Annotated in this window: 20 protein-coding genes and 2 pseudogenes; 14 read left to right on the forward strand and 8 right to left on the reverse strand. The window is 67.2% G+C overall.

Going from position 1 to position 18,930, the window contains the following annotated elements; genetic code table 11:
- The first annotated feature begins 15 nt into the window (after positions 1-15).
- Both P1N55_RS18535 and nth read left to right on the forward strand, forming a co-directional pair.
- Entirely contained in the window at positions 16-477 is a 462-nt protein-coding gene (locus tag P1N55_RS18535; protein WP_276276934.1) for a redoxin domain-containing protein, read from the forward strand.
- A 43-nt stretch (positions 478-520) separates the two neighbouring features.
- The gene (gene nth / locus P1N55_RS18540) at positions 521-1,207 is read left to right on the forward strand and encodes an endonuclease III (RefSeq protein ID WP_276276935.1); all 687 of its coding nucleotides are present in this window, start codon (positions 521-523) and stop codon (positions 1,205-1,207) included.
- 21 nt (positions 1,208-1,228) lie between these two features.
- Here nth and P1N55_RS18545 read toward each other — a convergent pair whose 3' ends face one another.
- A complete protein-coding gene (locus P1N55_RS18545) occupies positions 1,229-1,711 on the reverse strand; it encodes a DUF7321 family protein (RefSeq protein WP_276276936.1) in 483 nt (160 codons plus the stop codon).
- Between the two features lie 153 nt (positions 1,712-1,864).
- Between P1N55_RS18545 and P1N55_RS18550 the strand changes: the two are divergent.
- The 8 genes and pseudogenes from P1N55_RS18550 to P1N55_RS18585 all read left to right on the forward strand — a co-directional run bounded on the left by P1N55_RS18550 (position 1,865) and on the right by P1N55_RS18585 (position 6,986).
- A pseudogene (locus tag P1N55_RS18550) lies at positions 1,865-2,669 on the forward strand (DUF7319 domain-containing protein).
- A gap of 81 nt (positions 2,670-2,750) precedes the next feature.
- A complete protein-coding gene (locus tag P1N55_RS18555) occupies positions 2,751-3,404 on the forward strand; it encodes a halocyanin domain-containing protein (protein WP_276276937.1) in 654 nt (217 codons plus the stop codon).
- Entirely contained in the window at positions 3,404-3,823 is a 420-nt protein-coding gene (locus tag P1N55_RS18560; RefSeq protein WP_276276938.1) for a DUF7318 family protein, read from the forward strand. The genes P1N55_RS18555 and P1N55_RS18560 overlap by 1 nt, the downstream gene beginning before the upstream one ends.
- A complete protein-coding gene (locus P1N55_RS18565) occupies positions 3,823-4,686 on the forward strand; it encodes a ubiquinol-cytochrome c reductase iron-sulfur subunit (protein ID WP_276276939.1) in 864 nt (287 codons plus the stop codon). The genes P1N55_RS18560 and P1N55_RS18565 overlap by 1 nt, the downstream gene beginning before the upstream one ends.
- 3 nt (positions 4,687-4,689) lie before the next feature.
- Entirely contained in the window at positions 4,690-5,493 is an 804-nt protein-coding gene (locus P1N55_RS18570; protein WP_276276940.1) for a cytochrome b, read from the forward strand.
- A 4-nt stretch (positions 5,494-5,497) separates the two neighbouring features.
- Positions 5,498-6,265, forward strand: a complete 768-nt coding sequence (locus P1N55_RS18575; protein ID WP_276276941.1) for a cytochrome b family protein — start codon at positions 5,498-5,500, stop codon at positions 6,263-6,265.
- Between the two features lie 150 nt (positions 6,266-6,415).
- Positions 6,416-6,724 (forward strand): DUF7315 family membrane protein, encoded by a 309-nt coding sequence (locus P1N55_RS18580; RefSeq protein WP_276276942.1) that lies wholly within the window; start codon positions 6,416-6,418, stop codon positions 6,722-6,724.
- Positions 6,717-6,986 carry a DUF7314 family protein gene (locus P1N55_RS18585; RefSeq protein WP_276276943.1) on the forward strand — a complete coding sequence of 90 codons (270 nt, stop codon included), beginning with the start codon at positions 6,717-6,719 and terminating at the stop codon, positions 6,984-6,986. Before P1N55_RS18580 ends, P1N55_RS18585 begins: the two co-directional genes overlap by 8 nt.
- A gap of 379 nt (positions 6,987-7,365) precedes the next feature.
- On the opposite strand, the gene P1N55_RS18590 is transcribed toward P1N55_RS18585, so the two are convergent.
- The 3 genes from P1N55_RS18590 to P1N55_RS18600 form a co-directional block, all read right to left on the reverse strand.
- On the reverse strand, positions 7,366-7,827 hold the full coding sequence (locus P1N55_RS18590; protein ID WP_276276944.1) for a DUF7313 family protein: 462 nt from the start codon (positions 7,825-7,827) through the stop codon (positions 7,366-7,368).
- 50 nt (positions 7,828-7,877) lie between these two features.
- Entirely contained in the window at positions 7,878-8,603 is a 726-nt protein-coding gene (locus P1N55_RS18595) for an NAD(+)/NADH kinase (RefSeq protein ID WP_276276945.1), read from the reverse strand.
- 67 nt (positions 8,604-8,670) lie between these two features.
- Positions 8,671-9,903 (reverse strand): digeranylgeranylglycerophospholipid reductase, encoded by a 1,233-nt coding sequence (locus P1N55_RS18600; protein WP_276276946.1) that lies wholly within the window; start codon positions 9,901-9,903, stop codon positions 8,671-8,673.
- A 110-nt stretch (positions 9,904-10,013) separates the two neighbouring features.
- On the opposite strand from P1N55_RS18600, the gene P1N55_RS18605 reads away from it, so the two are divergent.
- Positions 10,014-11,180 (forward strand): hypothetical protein, encoded by a 1,167-nt coding sequence (locus P1N55_RS18605; RefSeq protein WP_276276947.1) that lies wholly within the window; start codon positions 10,014-10,016, stop codon positions 11,178-11,180.
- 4 nt (positions 11,181-11,184) lie between these two features.
- Here P1N55_RS18605 and P1N55_RS18610 read toward each other — a convergent pair whose 3' ends face one another.
- From P1N55_RS18610 to P1N55_RS18620, 3 genes are all read right to left on the reverse strand, one after another.
- Positions 11,185-12,555: a cryptochrome/photolyase family protein gene (locus tag P1N55_RS18610; protein WP_276276948.1), complete on the reverse strand. Its 1,371-nt coding sequence runs from the start codon at positions 12,553-12,555 to the stop codon at positions 11,185-11,187.
- A 165-nt stretch (positions 12,556-12,720) separates the two neighbouring features.
- Entirely contained in the window at positions 12,721-13,584 is an 864-nt protein-coding gene (locus P1N55_RS18615; protein ID WP_276276949.1) for a 2-oxoacid:ferredoxin oxidoreductase subunit beta, read from the reverse strand.
- Positions 13,581-15,353, reverse strand: coding sequence for a 2-oxoacid:acceptor oxidoreductase subunit alpha (locus P1N55_RS18620; RefSeq protein ID WP_276276950.1), 1,773 nt, complete (start codon positions 15,351-15,353; stop codon positions 13,581-13,583). The genes P1N55_RS18615 and P1N55_RS18620 overlap by 4 nt, the downstream gene beginning before the upstream one ends.
- A 142-nt stretch (positions 15,354-15,495) precedes the next feature.
- On the opposite strand from P1N55_RS18620, the gene P1N55_RS18625 reads away from it, so the two are divergent.
- Positions 15,496-16,131, forward strand: a complete 636-nt coding sequence (locus P1N55_RS18625) for an FAD-dependent oxidoreductase (RefSeq protein ID WP_276276951.1) — start codon at positions 15,496-15,498, stop codon at positions 16,129-16,131.
- On the opposite strand, the gene P1N55_RS18630 is transcribed toward P1N55_RS18625, so the two are convergent.
- A complete protein-coding gene (locus P1N55_RS18630; RefSeq protein ID WP_276276952.1) occupies positions 16,128-16,871 on the reverse strand; it encodes an FAD-dependent oxidoreductase in 744 nt (247 codons plus the stop codon). The two genes, P1N55_RS18625 and P1N55_RS18630, sit on opposite strands and share 4 nt — an antisense overlap.
- A gap of 145 nt (positions 16,872-17,016) precedes the next feature.
- Here P1N55_RS18630 and pan1 point away from each other — a divergent pair, with 145 nt between their 5' ends.
- Both pan1 and P1N55_RS18640 read left to right on the forward strand, forming a co-directional pair.
- Positions 17,017-18,231 (forward strand): proteasome-activating nucleotidase Pan1, encoded by a 1,215-nt coding sequence (pan1, locus tag P1N55_RS18635; protein WP_276276953.1) that lies wholly within the window; start codon positions 17,017-17,019, stop codon positions 18,229-18,231.
- Positions 18,232-18,291: 60 nt separating this feature from the next.
- Positions 18,292-18,923: pseudogene (locus tag P1N55_RS18640) on the forward strand (DUF420 domain-containing protein).
- The last annotated feature ends 7 nt before the right edge of the window (positions 18,924-18,930 follow it).

Genomic DNA, 18,930 nt, shown 5'->3' on the forward strand with positions numbered 1-18,930 from the left:
TCCCTCGGTGGTGGCATGCTCGACGTGGGCGACCCCGCACCTGACTTCGACCTCGACGGCACCGCCGGGGCGGGCTTTGGGTCCTACCGGCTCTCGGCGGCCACCGACCGGGTCCCGGTGCTGGTGGCTTTCTACACCGAGGACTTCGCGCCGGCCTGTGCGGGCTACCTCGAGGCGCTCCGGGACGCCGACTGGGGCGCGTTGACCGACGGCATCGGCGTCTTCGGCGTCGCCCCCGGGACGCTCGAATCCCACCGCGAGTTCGCGACCGAACTCGACCTGCCCTTCCCCCTGCTCGTCGACGACCCCGGCGTCGACGCCCAGTTCGGCGTCCAGCGGCCCGACGGGACGACCCGCCGCTCGGCGTTCCTCGTCGACCGGCGTGTCCGGGTCGCGTTCCGGTGGGTCGACGAGCGGGAGGCTCCCGACACGGCGCCCGACGTCGATCCTCTCCTCGACGCGGTCGGCCGGCTCTAGGCGGGAACGACACGCCAAAGTCGGTGCCACCCCGTGGCCCGGTATGGGCACGCCGCTTCCCGCACGCGACGAACAGGCCGCCGAGGTCGTCGACCGACTCCACGAGGAGTACCCCGACTCGACCATCTCGCTGAACTACTCGACCCGCCTGGAACTGCTGGTCGCCGTCGTCCTCTCGGCGCAGTGTACCGACGAGCGCGTCAACGAGGTCACCGAGGACCTGTTCGAGAAGTACCAGACGGCGGCCGACTACGCCGCGGCCAGCGAGGAACAGCTCGCCGAGGACATCTACGGCATCACCTTCCACAACAACAAGGGCGGCTACCTGCAGGGCATCGGCGAGCAGATCGTCGAGAAACACGACGGCGAGGTGCCGGACACCATGTCGGCTCTGACCGACCTGCCGGGGGTGGGCCGCAAGACCGCCAACGTCGTCCTCCAGCACGGCCACGACGTCGTCGAGGGCATCGTCGTCGACACGCACGTCCAGCGCCTCTCGCGTCGCCTCGGCCTGACCGAGGCGGAACGACCCGAGGCCATCGAGCAGGACCTCCTCGATGTCGTCCCGGAGGCCGAGTGGCAGCAGTTCACCCACCTGCTCATCGACCACGGGCGGGCGGTCTGTGGGGCGCGGTCGGCCGACTGCGATGCCTGTGTGCTCGCCGATATCTGCCCGTCGGAGCAGGGCGACAGCGACGTCGACCTCGCCAGCGGCGAGCCCTGGGCCTGATTCAGGACGCTCGACCGGCACTCAGACGACGTACCGGAGGACGTACCGCGCCGCGCCGACGACGTAGGCCAGCATCCAGAAGATGACGTAGCCGAAGACGCCGATGCGAAGGCGCGACCGCCAGTGGTCCATCTGTTCGCCGCCGATCTCCTCCAAGAGCAGGTCCTGGTCGTAGTCGTTGTAGAGGTCGTGTTCCCGCTTGGCCCGGAAGATACGTACGATGCCCGTGCCGCCGAACAGCAGGAGGGCGTAGGCCTGCAGGCCCAGATAGGCGTGGACCGCCGAGAGGCCACCGAGCTGGTCCGGGAGCCGTGGCACCATCCAGCCCAGCATGGGCACTGTCGTCAGCGTCAGGCCCGTCGTGACGAACTTCAGGTGGTGGACCAGCACGTCCCACGTGACCGGGTCGGACTCGATGATGTAGTACGCGCCGTAGACGAAACAGGGGAAACTGAGCGTCACCGACACCAGCACCACTGTCGCGATGGCGCTCTCGGACACCATAACCGCGGCTTAGGACCCGACGGCAAAAGGGGCGCGGTTACGAGATTCGCGTCCCGGGCCAGGCCGGCATCCGCCGCCGATGGGGCGCGGCGTCGTGGCGACGAGCGCCCACAATCGTCACCCTAAGGGGCATCGCCCCCCTAGAGCGACGTGATGAGTGATTCCTCGGACAAGCGGTCTCGCCCGGAGCGGCCAGCCGATTCGCCCGACACCGACTCCGAGGACGTCGAGGCGCTCCGGAAACAGGTCGAGGAGAAGTACGACTTCGACAACTTCGGGCCGGCGGACATGGCCGAGATGACCGCTGAGGAGTGGGACGTCGCCTTCGACCCCGATTCGTGGATCACCGGTGACGAACTGCTGGACCGGGTCGACCGCGACCTCCGGAACCGCGTCTCCCAGCGGGACGTCTTTGCCCGCATCGAGCGCCACGAGGACCCGCCGCGGGTACTCGCCTACTCGGACGAGGGCTACGCGCTGGTCTACCCCGACGGTAGCGTCGAAGGCGAGGGCACGGTCATGCGGGACGTGAAACCGACGGTGGCGCTCGCGTCGATGGACTCCTACGACGTCCCCGAGACGGTACCGGACAACCCCCTGCCCGAACCCGAGGCCGTCCCCGAGGGCGGCGGCGAACTGGGCAACCGGATGCTCCAGGTCATCGCCGGCGCGCAGTTGCTCGCGGGCCTCGGTCTGTTGCTCGGGCGTGCTGGCGGTGGCGAATCTCATCGGCGGGCCCGGCGTCAACACTGTCTTCCTGTTCGTCGCCGGCCTGGCGTTCATCGCTATCGCGCTCGTCCTCTTTTTCACCGTGGCCAACGCCCGGCTCTCGGATACCTTCCGCGCCGAGGAGTACCGCGAGCGACTCCGCGCTATCGGCCTCGAGGACGGCGAACGGCCGGACTTCGTCCCTGAACTCGATCCCCAGGGGGCCGGGGAGCGAGAGGAGACGGAGTAACGCACCGGAGGTGGCCAACACGGTGCCTGCGGGCGGTATCCGGTGGGTTTATACAAACTCAGTCCTGACCTTTCGTTGTATATGAACAGGCGGGAGTTCGTCCGGACTGCCGGGGGTGCCGCCGGTGCGACGGCGGCCCTCAGTGCGACCGGCACAGCCGCGGCCCAGGAGGAGGGCGGCGGCGGCGAGACAGTCCCGGATTACGGCGGTTTCCTGGATCAGGTTGGGAACTTCGACGGCACGACCGTCGACGCGACCGGGCAGGACGAAGTGACAGTCTCGGTCGGTGCGCAGGGCAACGGCGGCGCGTTCGCCTTCGACCCACCTGCGGTACACGTCGACAACGGTGCCACTGTCCAGTTCGAATGGACCGGCGAGGGCGGCGGCCACAACGTCGTCTCGGACGGTGACGGGCCGCTGGACTCCGGCGACCCGGTGTCGAACGCCGGCGTCAACTACGAACACACCTTCGAGGAAGACGGCATCTATCCGTACGTCTGTGTCCCACACGAGGGTCTCGGGATGAAAGGCGCCATCGTCGTCGGCGAGGACTACCCCACCCAGACCGTCGGCGGTGGCGGCCCGGTGGAAGTCGACCCCCACTACGCCGGCGTCCCCATCCAGCCCCACTTCGTCGGGTTCGGCGCGGGACTGGCGGTCGTCATCTCGCTGGTCTTTACGTTCTTCCTCCTGAAGTACGGTGAGTCGCCACACACGAGCGGGGGGAACAACTGATGTCCTCCGAAGGCTCCACCTACGGTGACATCCACCGGTACGAACCGCCCCGAGAGAGCACGGCCGCCGCCGTCGGCATCGTGTTGCTCACCGTCATCCAGATCGTCCTCGTCGGACTCTTTACCTACGGGATGCTCGCCGGCTGGGCGTCCGGCATCGGCACCACGCTCACCCTCCGGCTCATCGAGGCCAACATGTTCCTGGGCGGCGTCCTGACGGCTATCTTCATCGACCTGGCCTTCATCATGATGCTGTATCGGAAGGAGTTCCTCCCGGACGTGATGATCGTCAAGAAGCGCCGTCGCAAGTGGGAGGACCTCTACATCGAACAGGACGACGTCGACGGGACCACCGTCCTCGACAACGAGGCGCTCGTCGAGAACATCAAACGTGCGGTCTACCCATACTACAAGAAATAATGCCACTGGACGAAGACAAATACCCATCCGAGACAGGTCGGCGCCGCTTCGTGAAAGGCGTCGTCGGGAGCGCAGCGCTGTCGAGTGTCGGCGTCGGTGGCGCGGCCGCCGTCGACGCGACGACTGACGCGGCCGGTGAAGGTGGTGGGACGACCACGTTCGTCGGCGTCGAGAACACCGACGGACCCGCCCCGCGCGGGATGCCCATCATCCCCATCGAGATCAGCGGGGGCGAACTGAGCGGCCACTGGCCCGAATACGACCCCGCACAGGGCGTCGCCGTGGACCCGGACTACGGCGGCAGCGGCATCGACTACTCGTCGGCCTGGTTCCAGTACTGCGGTATCCAGAGCGACGGCGCGATCTACCCGCAGGCCGAGCGAAACAACAGCTTCCTCAACAACACCGGGACGTTCGCCTGGCAAAGCGAGTTCGAGAGCGGCGCGACGCTCACGGTCGACATGTTCTCGGACTACCAGGAGTGGGGCAACGGCATCGGACGGTCCGGGGTCGGCAAACCGGCGAGCGTCACCTGGCGGTCGAACAGCGACGGTACCGGCGGCGTGCCGGTCCAGATCATCCGCTCCGTCGAGGTCGAGAAGATGGCCAACGGCGAGGGCAAGTACTCGGAGCTCCCGGGACCGGTCTCGTCGTTCATCTCCGAGGCGACCGACCAGGGATTCATCGCCTGGCTGAACAAGTGCACCCACTTCTGCTGTGTCCCGGGCTTCAAGACACAGGCGGGGAGCGCGAACTTCGGAGCCGCCGACGAGATCTACTGCCAGTGTCACCAGTCGGTGTACGACCCGTTCAGTCCCGTCCAGAAACAGTTCGTGTCGCTCCCGCGGCCACCACAGGAGTAACCAATGAGTCTCGAACGCAAAGACGACCACGACCACAAAGGCTGGATGGAATCGCGTGAGCTGACGCCGATAGAGACGGTGTACCTCACGGCGCTGATCTGGCTCGACAAGCGGCTCCGCATCGTTGACTACCTCGAGATCCTCGAGGACCTCTACTACAAGGTCAACATGCAGATGCCAAAGAGCCACACCGAACAGTACAACCTCGACAACAAGTTCTGGTACTGGTACCCGCTGTACGCGCTGGGGTCGTTCTCGACGCTCGCGTACATCGTCGCGGCGATATCCGGTGCCCTGCTGGGCTTTTACTACGCACCGGCTGCGGCCGCAGCGGACGGGTCGCCGACCATCGCGTACGACTCCGTGTTGCTCATCATGGGCCAGCTGAACCTCGGGTTCTTCCTGCGCTCGGTCCACCGGTGGGCCGCACAGATCATGGTCGCGGCCGTGTTCCTGCACATGCTGCGGGTCTACTTCACGGGCGCGTACAAGGAACCGCGGGAGCTCAACTGGATCATCGGCATCGTCCTCATCTCGCTGACCCTGGTCTTTGGGTACACGGGCTACCTGCTCCCCTGGAGCCAGCTGTCGTTCTGGGCCGGCCAGATCGGCGTCGAGATGTCGCTGTCGATCCCCCTCATCGGCGAGTGGGTCGCCCAGCTGATGTTCGGCGGCTTCACGCTGAGCCAGTCGACGCTCGTGCGGATGTACATCCTGCACGTGTTCGTCCTGCCGTTCGTCACGACGGCGGTCATCGCCGTGCACATCGGTATCGTCTGGATGCAGGGCATCGCGGAACCACACTGATACAATGAGCGACAACGACACCAACGACGACGTTCGCACAGACGGCGGCGGTACCGGCATCGTCCCGCCGGACGACGAGACCCCGACGTGGTCCGAGCGCAAGCAGCGGACCCAGGGACTCTCCCGGCTGACCTACGAGTACTTCGAGCGGTCCCGCCGCGAGGACCAGGACCTCCGCCAGGAGTCCGACTACGTCGAGCGCGACGTGCTGGCGTTCCCGGCCTGGCCCCACGAGATGATCCGCAACCTCGCGCTGTCGGCGTTCTTCGTCGGGATGATCCTGTTCGTCTCCGCGGCGCTCCCGCCGGAGATGCCCAACCCGGCAAACTCCAGCGTCACGCCGGCCATCATCCTGCCGGACTGGTACCTCTACTGGTCCTTTGGCCTGCTGAAACTCGGCCCGCTGAACCCCAGCCTGAGCATCCTGGGCGGCCAGAAGATCATGGCCGACCGGACCTACGGTGTGCTCGCCAACGTGGTGGTCGTCGGCTTCGTCGCCATCGTCCCCTTCCTGAACAAGGGGTCGGCCCGGCGCCCCGTCGAGCAGCCGTTCTGGGCCGCTGTCGGGATGTCCGGCGTCATCTTCAGCCTGACCATCGCCGCGCTGTCCATCAAGAACCTCATCCCGATGGACTCCCACCTGCTGTTCGACCTGACCTTCCTGTTGCCCGTCGTCAGCGCCACCATTACCTACGCGGTGCTGAAGACGATGCGCGAGGGGTACATGTTCGACCTCAACCGGCGGTACTACCGCTTGCGGCCGCCGAAGTAGCCCCCAGGTTCGAGACTCCCCCTGTTTTTCGTCAGGATACCTCTCGACGCTGTTCGAGCCGTGTTTCCAGTGTCGCTCACACGACGACCGGACGGGCTCCCAGAGAGGCGTCTCGCCGCAGTAAAGTAGGTCGCGCCCCTAGTGGCGGTGATGACAGAGGACGACTCGAAGCCGACGGCGGGCCGACGTGACGTCGTCGTGCCGTTGCGCGTGTACAAGACCGTCACCGTGTTCTCGACGCTGTTTGCCGTCCTCTGTGTGGTCGGGGGGTTCATCCTCGTGGACACGGCGACCCAGCGCGCGTCGGTCCCGGCCTCGGAGATAGACGTGCCCGTCGCCATCGCGGGGCTGGGACTCATCCTCGCCGGAGCCGTGGTCTATGCCTTCTCGACGCGCTTTCGGACCGAGGAAATGGGAAAGTCTAAAGACGACGCTACCGAAGAATCAGGTAATGGCTGACGAATTCATCAAGGGGTTCGGTATCCTCATGGTCGGCGGGCTCGCCTGGATGACCTTCGCGGGCTGGTACCGCACGCCGAGCTTCGAGGAGGCACAGCTCACCGGCGAGGTCACCATCGAGAACCCGACCGTCTTCGACCAGATCGGGCTCGTCCTGATGGACGCGTTCTTCTGGTTCGCCATCATCGGCGCGCTGACGTTCTGGGTGGTCATCCCGCTGATCGGCGAAGCCCGCGAGTACCTCGACGAGCGCTCGGCCTGATTCTCCGTTCTCCGTTCAGGGCCGAGATCCCGCCGTCGTCGCCACGACGTTTTCCCGAGCAGCCGACGGCACCTGCACTTTTCGGGCGTCGTCGCGCCGCCGGTCCGACACCTGGGGCGACTCCGGGGCCAGTGTGGGAAGTCGTCGGTGCAGGAGGACAGACAGCGTCGCAGTCGGCGCGTAGCCTGCGAGCCAGCACGGACGACGGCGTCGGACTCGCCACGCGGTCGCCGGGACCGGTAAGTCGGGGTCCGAGGTTCTGCAATCGCTCTACTCCGTCAGTCCGGGACACGTTCGAGATTCGCCGCCGGAGCCCGGCCGGTCGAGGGCCGTCCGGTCGTGGATGACTCGATCGCAAAAGCAGGTCGTCTGTGTCGCGTCAGACGATGGCGTTCCAGGGCGAGGCGATTATCCAGAAGAGGCTCTGGAAGCCGGCATAGAGGAGGACGAGCATCGAGGCGACGATGGAGCCTTTCGGCCGTTCGAGGGGAATGTCGCGGCGTGCCTCGACCTTGCGGGACTCGAACTCGAAGAAGTCCGTGATGACGGCCCCGAGGACGAGCATCGACATGACCATCCCGCCGTGGTGGGCCAGCGTCATGTAGTAAAACGAGGCGACGACCAGCTGCACGTTCGTCCCCACGTGGAGGGGCATGCGGGTGATGGCGTCCACACCGCCCTCTTTGTACTGCTTGACGTGTCGTCGGTGGGCCAGCTGTCGGGTCAGCAGGTTCGCGACCACCAGGGCCATGATGACGTACTCGATGACGAGGACGCCGCCGGGGCCCGTGCTCCCGAAGATGGTGTCCAGCGGCCCGAAGAGCGTGACTGATGGCTGCATACGAGACACTGTGTCCGGTCCCCATTAGTGTCTTTCCAATTCTCGCCCGCTCAGTCGAAGCGCGACCGGCTCGCGTCGACGACGGCGGCCCGCCAGAACCCCTCCCTGGCGAGCGTCACCGAGGTTGCGTAGTCGACGGTCCCCGCCTCCGCCCCATCGACGAACAGCGAGACGGTGGCCTCGTCGCGGTCGACGGTCACCGTGACGGTCTCGGTGGGGAGCACCCAGTGGTCGGGGTTCGTCGCGAACGGGGCGACGGGGGCCACGACGGTGACGGGTGCGGGTTCGATCACCGGCCCGCCGATGCGCCGCGCGTAGCCTGGCGAGCCCGCCGGCGTCGCGACGGTGACGCCGTCGGCCCTGAAGGTCCCGACGTGGTCCGTCGGGCTGGCGACGGTGTACTCGGAGATGTGGGCCGCGTCCGCCGTGACCAGAATCGCGTCCCTCACTGCCGTCCCGACCGGTTCCTCGTCGAGCGTGACCGACAGGAGCGGGTGGCGTTCGACACGGGCCGACTCGAGCGACCGGACCGCGTCCGGGACCGCGTCGCGGGACACCGACCGGACGCCCCGCCCGGCCGCGACCGGCAGGACCAGTGGGTCGTGGTCGGCCCGCGCGGCAGCGGTCACGGCGGCCTCACCGACGGCGACGACGCGGTCCGTCGACGGGACTGCGCCGGTCGTCCCCGTCTCGATCGGCACGTCGGCCGACTCGAGGCGCGCCGCTACGTCGTCGTCGCCGACGACTCCGACGGTGTCGCTCGGGTTCGCGGTCATCACAGGAGGGTCCGACCGACTGGCAAAGCCTGCCGCACTGCCCCCACAGCGGGCGCTCTGTCGCCGCTCAGTTCAGGAACCGATTCCGTGCGTACTCGAACAGCGTCGGGAGGTCATCGAGGTGCAGGAGACGTGCCATCGCGAGCTTGTCGCCCCGGTTGGCCCGCTGGAGGACGTCGTCGTCGCACGCGCGGAGGTCCGCCATCAGGCGGTCGTAACGCTCGTTGGGGACGAGATAGAGCAGTTCGGTCAGCGTCAGGCGCGCCCGGGCCCGCGGAGCCACGTCCCGGTGCCAGAGGTCCTGGTAGACCGAGAGGTGTTCGGCCGAGGTGTCGCGTTCGGCCGGCGTGAGCGCCGAGTCGACAGTGATGGCGGCCGCGCGGGCGGACTTCATCCCCGTGTGGATGCCCTCGCCCCAGAGCGGGTCGATGCTGGGGACGGTGTCCCCGATGGCCAGGAAGTTGTCCGTGTACATCTGTCCCGGCGACTGGATGTGGGCCGACCCGCGGTGCTGTTTGCCGTCGAGGCGTCGGGCGTCGTCGAAGCGGGGGTCCGTCTCGAGCCAGTACTCGAGATAGTCGTCGATGCCCATGCCGTCCTTGGAATACTGCTGGTGGGAGTCGTTCTGGATGTAACAGAGGCCGACCTTGGCCGTGTCCGCGCCGGTGTGGAAGATCCAGGAGTAGCCGCCCGGCGCCAGGTCGTGGTCGAGGCGGAGCATCATCGCGTCGGTGAGGTCCGCGTAGTCGTCGTGGTCGACGTCGACCCCCTCGAACTCCCACTCGACGCCGATAGCCTGGTGGTCCCGAGCGAGGTCGGTGACGCCGAGTTTCTTCGCCAGCGGCGCCGCCGGCCCGGTCGCGTCGATGACGACGTCGGCGTAGACCTCCTCGTCGCCGTCGTAGCGGACGCCGACGATCTCGCCGTCCTCCGTGATGGGCGCCGAGACCCGCGAGTCGAAGCGGTAGGTCGCGCCGTTCTCCCGCCCCTCCCGGACGAGGAAGCGCTTGAAGTCGGCGAACTCCAGCACCGCGCCGGTCTGTTCGCGGACGTAGTGGTCGCTGGGCGACTCGAGGACGACGCTGTCGGTGTAGTTCATGACGACGTCGTCGGGGATGCCAAACGAGGCCATCATGGAGGGGAACGTGCCTGCGGTCGACTTGTTGCTCTGACGCGGGAACTCGGCTTCCGGTTCCGTCTCGAGGACGAGGACGTCGTAGCCCCGCTCTGCTATGTCGCGGGCACACTGGGCTCCGGCAGGCCCGGCCCCGGCTATCACCACGTCAAAGCGCTCGCGCATAGTCCAAGGTCCCGCCTGTGCGTAATCAGTCTTGCTGAATGTCCCGACTCGGGTCTCGAAAGGGTAAAGGACCCACCAGTCACAGCACCGCCAACGCGGAGATTCGACAGATGGTCCTGCAAACTGCGGCGGGCGTCCTCGCGAACCGGCGGCGAGTACCGACTGCCCTGCGGGCGGTCCTGGGGTACTACGCCGACACCGGCGTCTTCGACTACGCGAGCCTCTCCCTGAAGTCCGAGATCGACGACCGCACCGAACGGATGGTCGCCGACGTGAACGCCCGCGTCGAGGACGCACTCGAAGCGGAGTTCGGCCACCCCGTCGAGTTCGAGTACGACACCAAGCTCATCCTGCCGGCCCAGCTCACGCTCGGCTACGTCTACCGCGAGGCCCGCCACGCGGCCGAGGGCGACCCTGTCCGCGAGCCCATCGCCGACGGCATCCCGTCGGTCGACGAGACCGCCCTCGAGAAGGGGCCGGCCCAGGACCTCTCGCCCCGCGAGATGGTCGTCCGGGCCGAGCAGATGACCCGCCTCTCCATCGAGGCGCTCGTCGACGGTGACATGCGCGACGCGATAAACGACGACGAGTTCGAGGACTTCGAGGTGGACTTCGACGCCGACGAAGCCGACCGGCGACGCGTCGCGGAAGTCGCTCAGGCCGCCCTGCAGGACCACCTCGACGGCCTGCTCGAGGAGCTCCCGCCGGTCGTCGAGGAGGCCTACCAGTGGGCCGTCGACTACAGCGAGGCCCACCAGGACCGCGACGAGCACTTCCGCGAGTTGATGGCCGACGCGGAGGCCGGCGACGAGGCGGCCCTCGACGCCGTCCGCGCGGAGTACAAGTTGGCCGACTACGAGGAGGAGCCACCGACGTTCGGCGAGCGCGAGATGACCCTCCCCTACAGCAAGACCCAGTACGCCCGAGTGGGCGTCATCTACGACGGCATGCTGGACCTCTATCGCCTGGCAGGTCTCGACGTCGACGAGACGTTCGCGAAGGCCATCGTGCTGGCCATCATCGGCGCGCAGGTGTGGCTCGACGACGTCGACGACTACGCCGACGACCGGGTGAACGGCCAGCTGACGCCCGTGACTGCGGAGTACCTGCTCGCGCCCGACGACGAGGCCGCCTACCGGCACGTCGTGGACATCACCGAGCAGTACCTCGACCTCGCGGAGTCGTACGCCACCGAGGCGGACTCGCCACTGACCGGTATCGCCGCCGAGTACATCTACCGGTCGGGCGACCCGCGGGTGCTCCCCGGTTCGTTGTGACCCCCTACCGCTTCCCGAGTGCCGTCTCGAAGACCCGCTGGGCGCGCTCGTAGGCCGCGTTCCGGTCGACGATGGGGTGTGGATAGTCGGGCGCAACCCGTGCTCGCTCGTCGTCCGAGAGGTTCGGCCACTCGACCACCTTCCCGGGGTCGACCCCCCGAAGTTCCGGCACGTAGGCAGTGACGTAGTCGGCGCCTGCGTCGTACTTGGCCATCTGGGCGACGGGGTCGAAGATGCGCACGTCGACGGAGTCGGTGCCTGTCGAGGCGGTCCACTGCCAGTTGGCCGCGTTGTTCGCGGGGTCGTAGTCGAGAAGCTGCTCGGCGAAGTAGCGCTCGCCGACGCGCCAGTCGGTCAGGAGGTGCTTCGTGAGGAAGGAGGCGACGTTCTGCCGTGGCCGGTTGTGGACGTACCCCTCAGCGTTCAGCTGGCGCATCCCGGCGTCGACCAGCGGATAGCCCGTCTCGCCGGCCTTCCACGCCGCCACGTGCTCGGGGTCCGACTCCCACGGGATGGCGTTCGGGAACGATTTGTAGTTCTCCGTCGGGAGCGTGGGGTTGTGATACAGCAGGTGGTAGTTCCCCTCGCGCCAGGAGAGCTCGTATCGGAACTTCTCGACGTTGCGCTCCGAGTCCCCGGCGACGGCGCGGTACCGGTCGGTGGCGTCGGCCCACACTTCGCGGATTCCGAGCATCCCCGTCGCCAGGTACGGCGAGAGCCGCGACACCGCGCCGACGGGCCGGTCGACGGCCGCCGCCATGTCGTCGCGCGTGTCGGCGTACGTCTCGATGCCGTCGGCGAGGAACCGGTCGTATCGCTCCCGGGCGGCGTCGTAGCCCGCCGCCGGCAGGTCGACGTCGGCCTCCTCGGTCGGCGGGGTCTCGCCGTCCGCGAACGCCACCAGCGCCCCGTCGGCAGGTCCGTCGGCGGGCGGCAGTTTCTCGCGGGTCCGCCAGTCCTCGAAGAACCGGCTGTGGTTCCGGTAGCGCGACTCGAGGGTCCCCGGGTCGACGAGAACGCGGTCGACGACCGACCGGGATGGCACTGTTTCGTCGACCCGTCGCTGTCGCTCACGGCGCTCAGGGTGGTAGTGTTCGTTGTAGTAGACGCAGTCGGCGTCGTACTCCTCGACGACGTCGGCGAGGACCTGGGCGGCCGGGCCGGGCCGCACCAGGAGGTCGCTCCCTCGCTCGCGGTAGGCCTGTTTCAGCGCTCGGACGCCGTCGTAGATGAAGGCTCGCTGTCGCGCGCCGACCTGGTCCGGGACGTCGGCGTCGACGACGAAGACGGGGAGGACTCGCTCCTCGCTCGCCGCGAGCGCCAGCCCCCGATTGTCGGGGACGCGGAGGTCGCGCTGGTGCCAGAAGACGTACATACCGTATCCAGGGCACCGAGCGGTATGGGTTCGTCCCCAACTCTGTTGTGTGTGTCCGGTGGGAACACGGGCCGCTACGCTCCCTGGGGTGCCGAAAAGACGACTCTCTCGCGAGCGAACCAGGTGGGTCCCGCTCGGTGTGAACCCGAGGTGACGGAGGGTGGTCTAGTAGAACTCGCGGACCAGGTCCATCGCGCCCTCGGGGGCGCCGTCGGGGACGTCGTTCATCGGGGCCTCGATGCCCTCGCGCTGTTCGAACGGGACCGAGGAGTCGTCCTGGTAGAGCACGCCCATGTACTCCTTGTCGGACTCTAAGATCTTGTCCTTGGCCATGTCGCGGTTGCCCGGGTCGTGGTCGGTGTCGGCCAGGTCCACGATGGAGTCCCGGAAGTAGTCGTAGGTGTCGACGTCGTTGAACGTGACACAGGGCGAGTAGACGTTGACGAAGCCAAAGCCGTCGTGTTCGATGGCCTGCTGGACGATCTCGGCGTGGCGCTGAGCGTTCGAGGAAAAGGACTGGGCGATGAACGTCGCGCCGGCAGACAGGGCGAGTGCCTTGGGGTTGACCGGCGGCTGGCCGGGGCCCTCGGGCGTCGTCGCCGTTTCGAAGTCCTCCCGGGAGGTCGGCGAGGCCTGGCCCTTCGTCAGGCCGTAGATGCGGTTGTCCATGACGACGTAGGACATGTCGACGTTGCGCCGCACCGCGTGGATGAAGTGGCCCGCGCCGATGGAGTAGCCGTCGCCGTCGCCGCCGGCGACCATCACCTCGAGTTCTGGGTTGGCCATCTTCACGCCGATGCCCACCGGCAGGGCCCGGCCGTGGACGCCGTGCAGGGCGTAGCTGTGCATGTAGGTCCCGATCTTCCCGGAACAGCCGATGCCGGCGACCACGAACGTGTTGTCGGGGTCGTTGCCCGTCTCGGCCAGCGCTTTCATCATGCCGTTCATCGTCCCGAAGTCGCCACAGCCGGGACACCAGGTCGGTTGCTTGTCTGACTTGAAGTCGGTGAATCGGACGTCTGAGCTCATTGTGTAGCCTCCTGTGTGCCGGCTTCGCCGGCGAGGTGCTGTTCGATGTCTTCGGCGAGTTCGTCCGCCTTGAACCGCACGCCGTCGTACTTGTTGATGCGGTCGACCCGCTGGAGGACGTCGTGTTCGACGACGTCGGCGAACTGACCGGTGGCGTTACACTCGACGACGATGACGTCGTCGGCGGCTTCGACCGCCTCGGTCAGGTCCGGGCGCGGGAAGATGTAGGGCACCGAGATAAACCGGATGTCGTAGCCCTCCTCCTCGAGGAAGCCCAGCCCCTCTCGCAGGGCGCCCTCGTTGGAGCCCCACGAGATGACCAGCGTGTCGGCGTCGGAGTCGCCGAACTCGCGGTAGTCGAAGTCCTCCTGCTCGCGCGCGGTCTCGACTTTCTGCTGGCGCTTGTCGACCTGCTCGATACGGATCTCCTGGTCCTCGGTCCGGCGGCCCAGCTCGTCGTGTTCGAGCCCGGTGGTCATGTGTGCGCCGCCGGTCGTCCCCGGGAAGGCACGCGGGGAGATGCCGTCGGCTGCCGCGAAGTGGGCCTGGAAGCGTCCCTGTTCGTCGAGCCACGAGTCGATCTCCTCCTCGTCGACGACCTTCCCGCGGTCGATCTCGACCTCGTCCATGTCGAATGTCTCGGGTGGGAACGTCTGCTCGGTGACCGCGAGCGCGAGGTCCGAGACGAGGAAGACCGGCGTCTGGTACTTCTCGGCGAGGTTGAACGCCTCGACGGTCTTCCAGAAACACTCCGAGATGGTCGTCGGCGCGACGACGAAGCGGGGAATCTCGCCGTGGCCGCCATAGAGAGTCATGTTCAGATCGCCCTGTTCCTGCTTCGTCGGCATCCCCGTCGAGGGGCCCGAGCGCATCACGTCACAGATGACCAGCGGCGTCTCGCTGGTCGCGACGAGACCGAACGTCTCGGTCATCAGGTCGATGCCGGGACCGGAGGTTGCCGTCATCGAGCGGGCGCCGGCACGGGCCGCGCCCAGTGCCATGTTGATGGCCGCCAGCTCGTCTTCGGCCTGGACGACCTTGCCGCCGAACTGGTCGATGCGACCGGTCAGGTACTCCATGACGTCGGTCGCCGGCGTGATCGGGTACCCCGAGTAGAACTTACACCCAGCGGCCAGCGCACCCATCCCGATGGCCTCGTCGCCGTTGAGCAGGACGTAGTCGGCGTCGGTCGTCTCCAGGTCGTAGTCGAAGTCGTGGTCGTACTCCTCGCGGACGTACTCTTGGCCCTTGCGGGCGGCCGTCTTGTTGTTCTCGACGATGGCCTCGCCCTTGTCCCCGAAGCGCTTCTGGAGGCTCTCGTCTAAGTTCTCGATGGGGAAGTTCGTCACCTCGCAGGCCGCGCCCAGCGCGACGACGTTGAGCATGATGGCCCCGCCCGCGTCCTCGGCCAGTCGCTTGAGCGGCACCTCTAGCGCGGTCGCGTCGCCGGGCACCTCGACGTCCTGCATCGTCGAGCGCTCGCCGTCGTAGATGATGACCGAGTCGTCGTGCAGTTCGTCCTCGTTCTCGTGGATGGTGCGCTCGGTCAGCGCGATGAGGATGTCGAGGCGGTCGACTACGCTCTCGACGCGGTCGACCGCCGTGCGGACCTTGTAGGCGGTGTAGCCGCCTCGAATCCGCGAGGCGAAGTCCTTCGACGTGAAGACGTGTCGACCGGCCCGGGAGAGTGCTTGCGCAAAAATCTTCCCCGTGGAGTCGATACCATCGCCGGCTTCCCCGCCGATGGCCCAGTTGAGGTCGTCTGGCATACTATCTCACGGGTAGCCTGCGGGGTGGGAAAAGGCTTCTGTATGTGCCCGCCCGCGCGTGGACTCGGATGTGAAACAATTTCTCCGACAGCCGGCAGAATCGACCGAAACCCCCTTGGTCGGCCCCGGCCACCACCCCGGCATGGACGAACGTTCACTCACGGTCGCCGCCGTCCGGTCCGTCGGCCCCGACAGCGTCGCCATCGACATCGAGACGCCGCCCGAGTTCGAGGCCCAGCCGGGCCAGTTCGTCAAGCTCACCCTCGCCGTCGACGGCGAGGACCACGCCCGGTTCTACACCATCTCCTCGCCGGACGTCGAGGGCGAGTTCGAGATCACCGTCGGCATCGACCCGGAGGGGGAGGTCGCGCCCCACCTGGCCGACCTCCAGGCCGGCGACGAGGTCCGCATCGAGGGCCCCTTCGGCTCGGACTACTACGAGGGCGAGGCCCGGGCCGTGATTCTCGCCGGCGGGCCAGGCGTCGGGCCGGCCGTCGGCATCGCCGAGCGCGCCCTGCAGGACGGCAACGAGGCCGCCGTCGTCTACCGCGACAGCGACCCCATCCACGTCGAGCGCCTCGAGGCGCTCTCGGACGCGGGCGCCGAGGTCCACGTGCTGGCGGCCGACGAGGACCTGACCGACGCCGTCGCGGCGGCCGTCGCCGACGGCGGGCAGGTCTTCGTCTACGGCTTCGCTGCCTTCCTCGACGCGGCCACGGCAGCCATGGAGGCCGCCGGCGTGGACACTGAAGCCATCAAGGTCGAGAACTTCGGCTAGTCGCCGTCCCCGTCGTCGACGAGGCTCGGATGCATCGTCGGTTCGCCCGGCATCGGTTCCTCGAAGTACCGCTGCATCACCTCGAGTGACTCCTGTTCGCGTCGCTCGCGCTCGGCCTCGTCGATTTCCTCACACCCCGGCGGCACCTCGCGCCCCCGGTCCGTGAAATAGCCCTCCGGGGCGGTCCAATCGTGATAGAAGTCCACGTCCGAGTCCTCGACGAGCGTCAGGCCGACCTGCGCGCCGTGACCGGCGGCGACGATAGCCTGGTGGTGCTGTTCGGCCAGGCGGCCGGCCGCGTAGAGCCCGTCGACGGCCGTCCGGCCCTGCGCGTCGACGCCGATGAACTGCTTGGAGCCGCGGTCGACCACGTCGACGTCGAGGGCGTCGAGATAGGAGGGGTCGGCCCAGGAGGCGGCAACCACGTACGTCGACTCGAACGAGTCGTCCGCGGTCCGCACGGTAAATCCCGCCTCGGTCCGCTCGACGGACTCGACGGTCCCGTCGACGAACCAGACACCCGCACGCCGTGCCTGAGCGCGCAGCAGTTCGACGAGCAGCCGCGGGTTGACGCCCGCCGGGAACCCCGGGTAGTTCTCTACGTGTGCGTTCCGACCGAGTATCGACTCGCCGGCGGAGACGATCCGCGTCGAGACGCCAGCCCGGGCGGTGAACATCGCCGCCGAGAGCCCGGCGACGCCGCCACCGACCACGATGACCGATGCAGGTTCGTCTGCCATACCTCCCGGTAGCGAGTCGGATGACAGAAGCCTGCCGGTTTCGGGCCACGTAGGACACTTGCGTGGGTCCTGGCGTACGACCGCGGGCCGCTCGAACTGGCACTACCCGAAGCCTCATAACGGTTCATCTACTAAGAGGGGTGTAATGACCGACACCGTCGATGAGGTGGACTTACCATACGACGACGACGCCTCTCAGCAGAAAAAGATTGAGGCGCTGCAGGAGCGACTCGAGGTCTTAGAGTCGCAAAACGAGGACATGCGGGACAAGCTGCTCGACGCGAACGCCGAGAACAACAAGTACCAGCAGAAGCTCGAACGGCTGACCCACGAGAACAAGAAGCTCAAGCAGTCCCCGCTGTTCGTGGCGACGGTCCAGGAGGTCGGGGACGACGGTGTCATTATCAAGCAACACGGGAACAACCAGGAGGCGGTCACGGAGGTCACCGACGAGATGCGCGAGCAACTCCAGCCCGACGACCGGGTCGCGGTCAACAACTCCCTGTCTATCGTCAAGCAACTCGACAGCGAGACGGACGTCCGGGCTCGCGTGATGCAGGTCGACCAGTCGCCGGACGTCACCTTCGCGGACATCGGCGGTATCGAGGACCAGATGGCAGAGGTCCGCGAGACCGTCGAGATGCCGCTGACGAGCCCGGAGATGTTCGAGGACGTGGGCATCGACCCGCCGAGCGGCGTCCTGCTCCACGGGCCGCCCGGCACGGGCAAGACGCTGCTGGCGAAGGCCGTCGCCAACGAGACGGACGCGACGTTCATCAAGATGGCCGGCTCGGAACTCGTCCACAAGTTCATCGGCGAGGGATCGAAGCTCGTCCGCGACCTGTTCGAACTCGCCCGCCAGGAAGAACCGGCGGTCGTCTTCATCGACGAGATCGACGCCATCGCCGCCAAGCGGACCGACTCGAAAACCTCCGGCGACGCCGAGGTCCAGCGCACGATGATGCAGCTGCTCTCGGAGATGGACGGCTTCGACGACCGCGGCGAGATCCGCCTCATCGCGGCCACCAACCGCTTTGACATGCTCGACCGCGCCATCCTGCGCCCGGGCCGGTTCGACCGCCTCATCGAGGTGCCGAAACCGGACGCCGAGGGGCGCACGCAGATCTTCCAGATCCACACCCGCAAGATGAACGTCGCCGACGACGTCTCCTTCGAGGCGCTGGCCGAGGAAGTCGAGAACGCGTCGGGCGCCGACGTGAAGGCCATCTGCACCGAGGCCGGGATGTTCGCCATCCGCGACGACCGGACCGAGGTCACGATGGACGACTTCCGGGACGCCTGGGAGAAGATACAACAGGAGGAAGCCGAGGACGAGGACGTCTCCCGGACCTTCGCCTGACCCCCGTTTTCCCCGATTCGTTCCAGAACACAGAAACCCGTCCGTTCCTGAGGGGTATCCATGGCCGTCGCAGAGAAACTCCAGTCGCGCGTGCGCGCCTCCCCGCGGCGCGTCACCGCTCTCATCTCGCTCGTCGGATACGCGCTGGTATTTGCCACGTTCGGCGGCGTATTGCCCTTCCCGAGCATCAGCGACCGGACCGTCATCCTCCTGAGCGACGCCATCGCCGTCGTCAACGCGAGCGCGCTGACGGCTATCGTCGCCGGAGTGTATTTCATCAAGACGGACCAGATCCGCAGACACCGGGCCGCGATGCTGACGGCGTTCGTCCTCATCATCGCCTTCCTCGTGATGTACCTGCTGAAGGTCGGCGGGGCTTCGAGAAGGAGATCCTCGCCGAGGGCGTCGTCTGGACGGCCTACATCGTGATGCTGGCCGTCCACGTCATCCTGTCTGCCATCTCGGTCCCCGTGGTCGTTCACGCCGTCGTGCTCGGACTCACGCACTCGGTGCCGGAGCTGCGCGAGTCCGCCCACGCTCGCGTCGGCCGCATCGCCGTCGCCGCCTGGGGGCTGAGTCTCTTCCTCGGCCTCGTGACCTACGTCATGCTCAACCACATCTACGGGTGGGTGCCACGGGGCGGCGAGGCGGCGCTCCTGCTCGCGGTCGTCGGCCCGTCGATTCGTCGCTGAGTGCGGT

The sequence above is a fragment of the Haloarcula regularis genome (assembly GCF_029338315.1).
Taxonomy (GTDB): domain Archaea; phylum Halobacteriota; class Halobacteria; order Halobacteriales; family Haloarculaceae; genus Haloarcula; species Haloarcula regularis.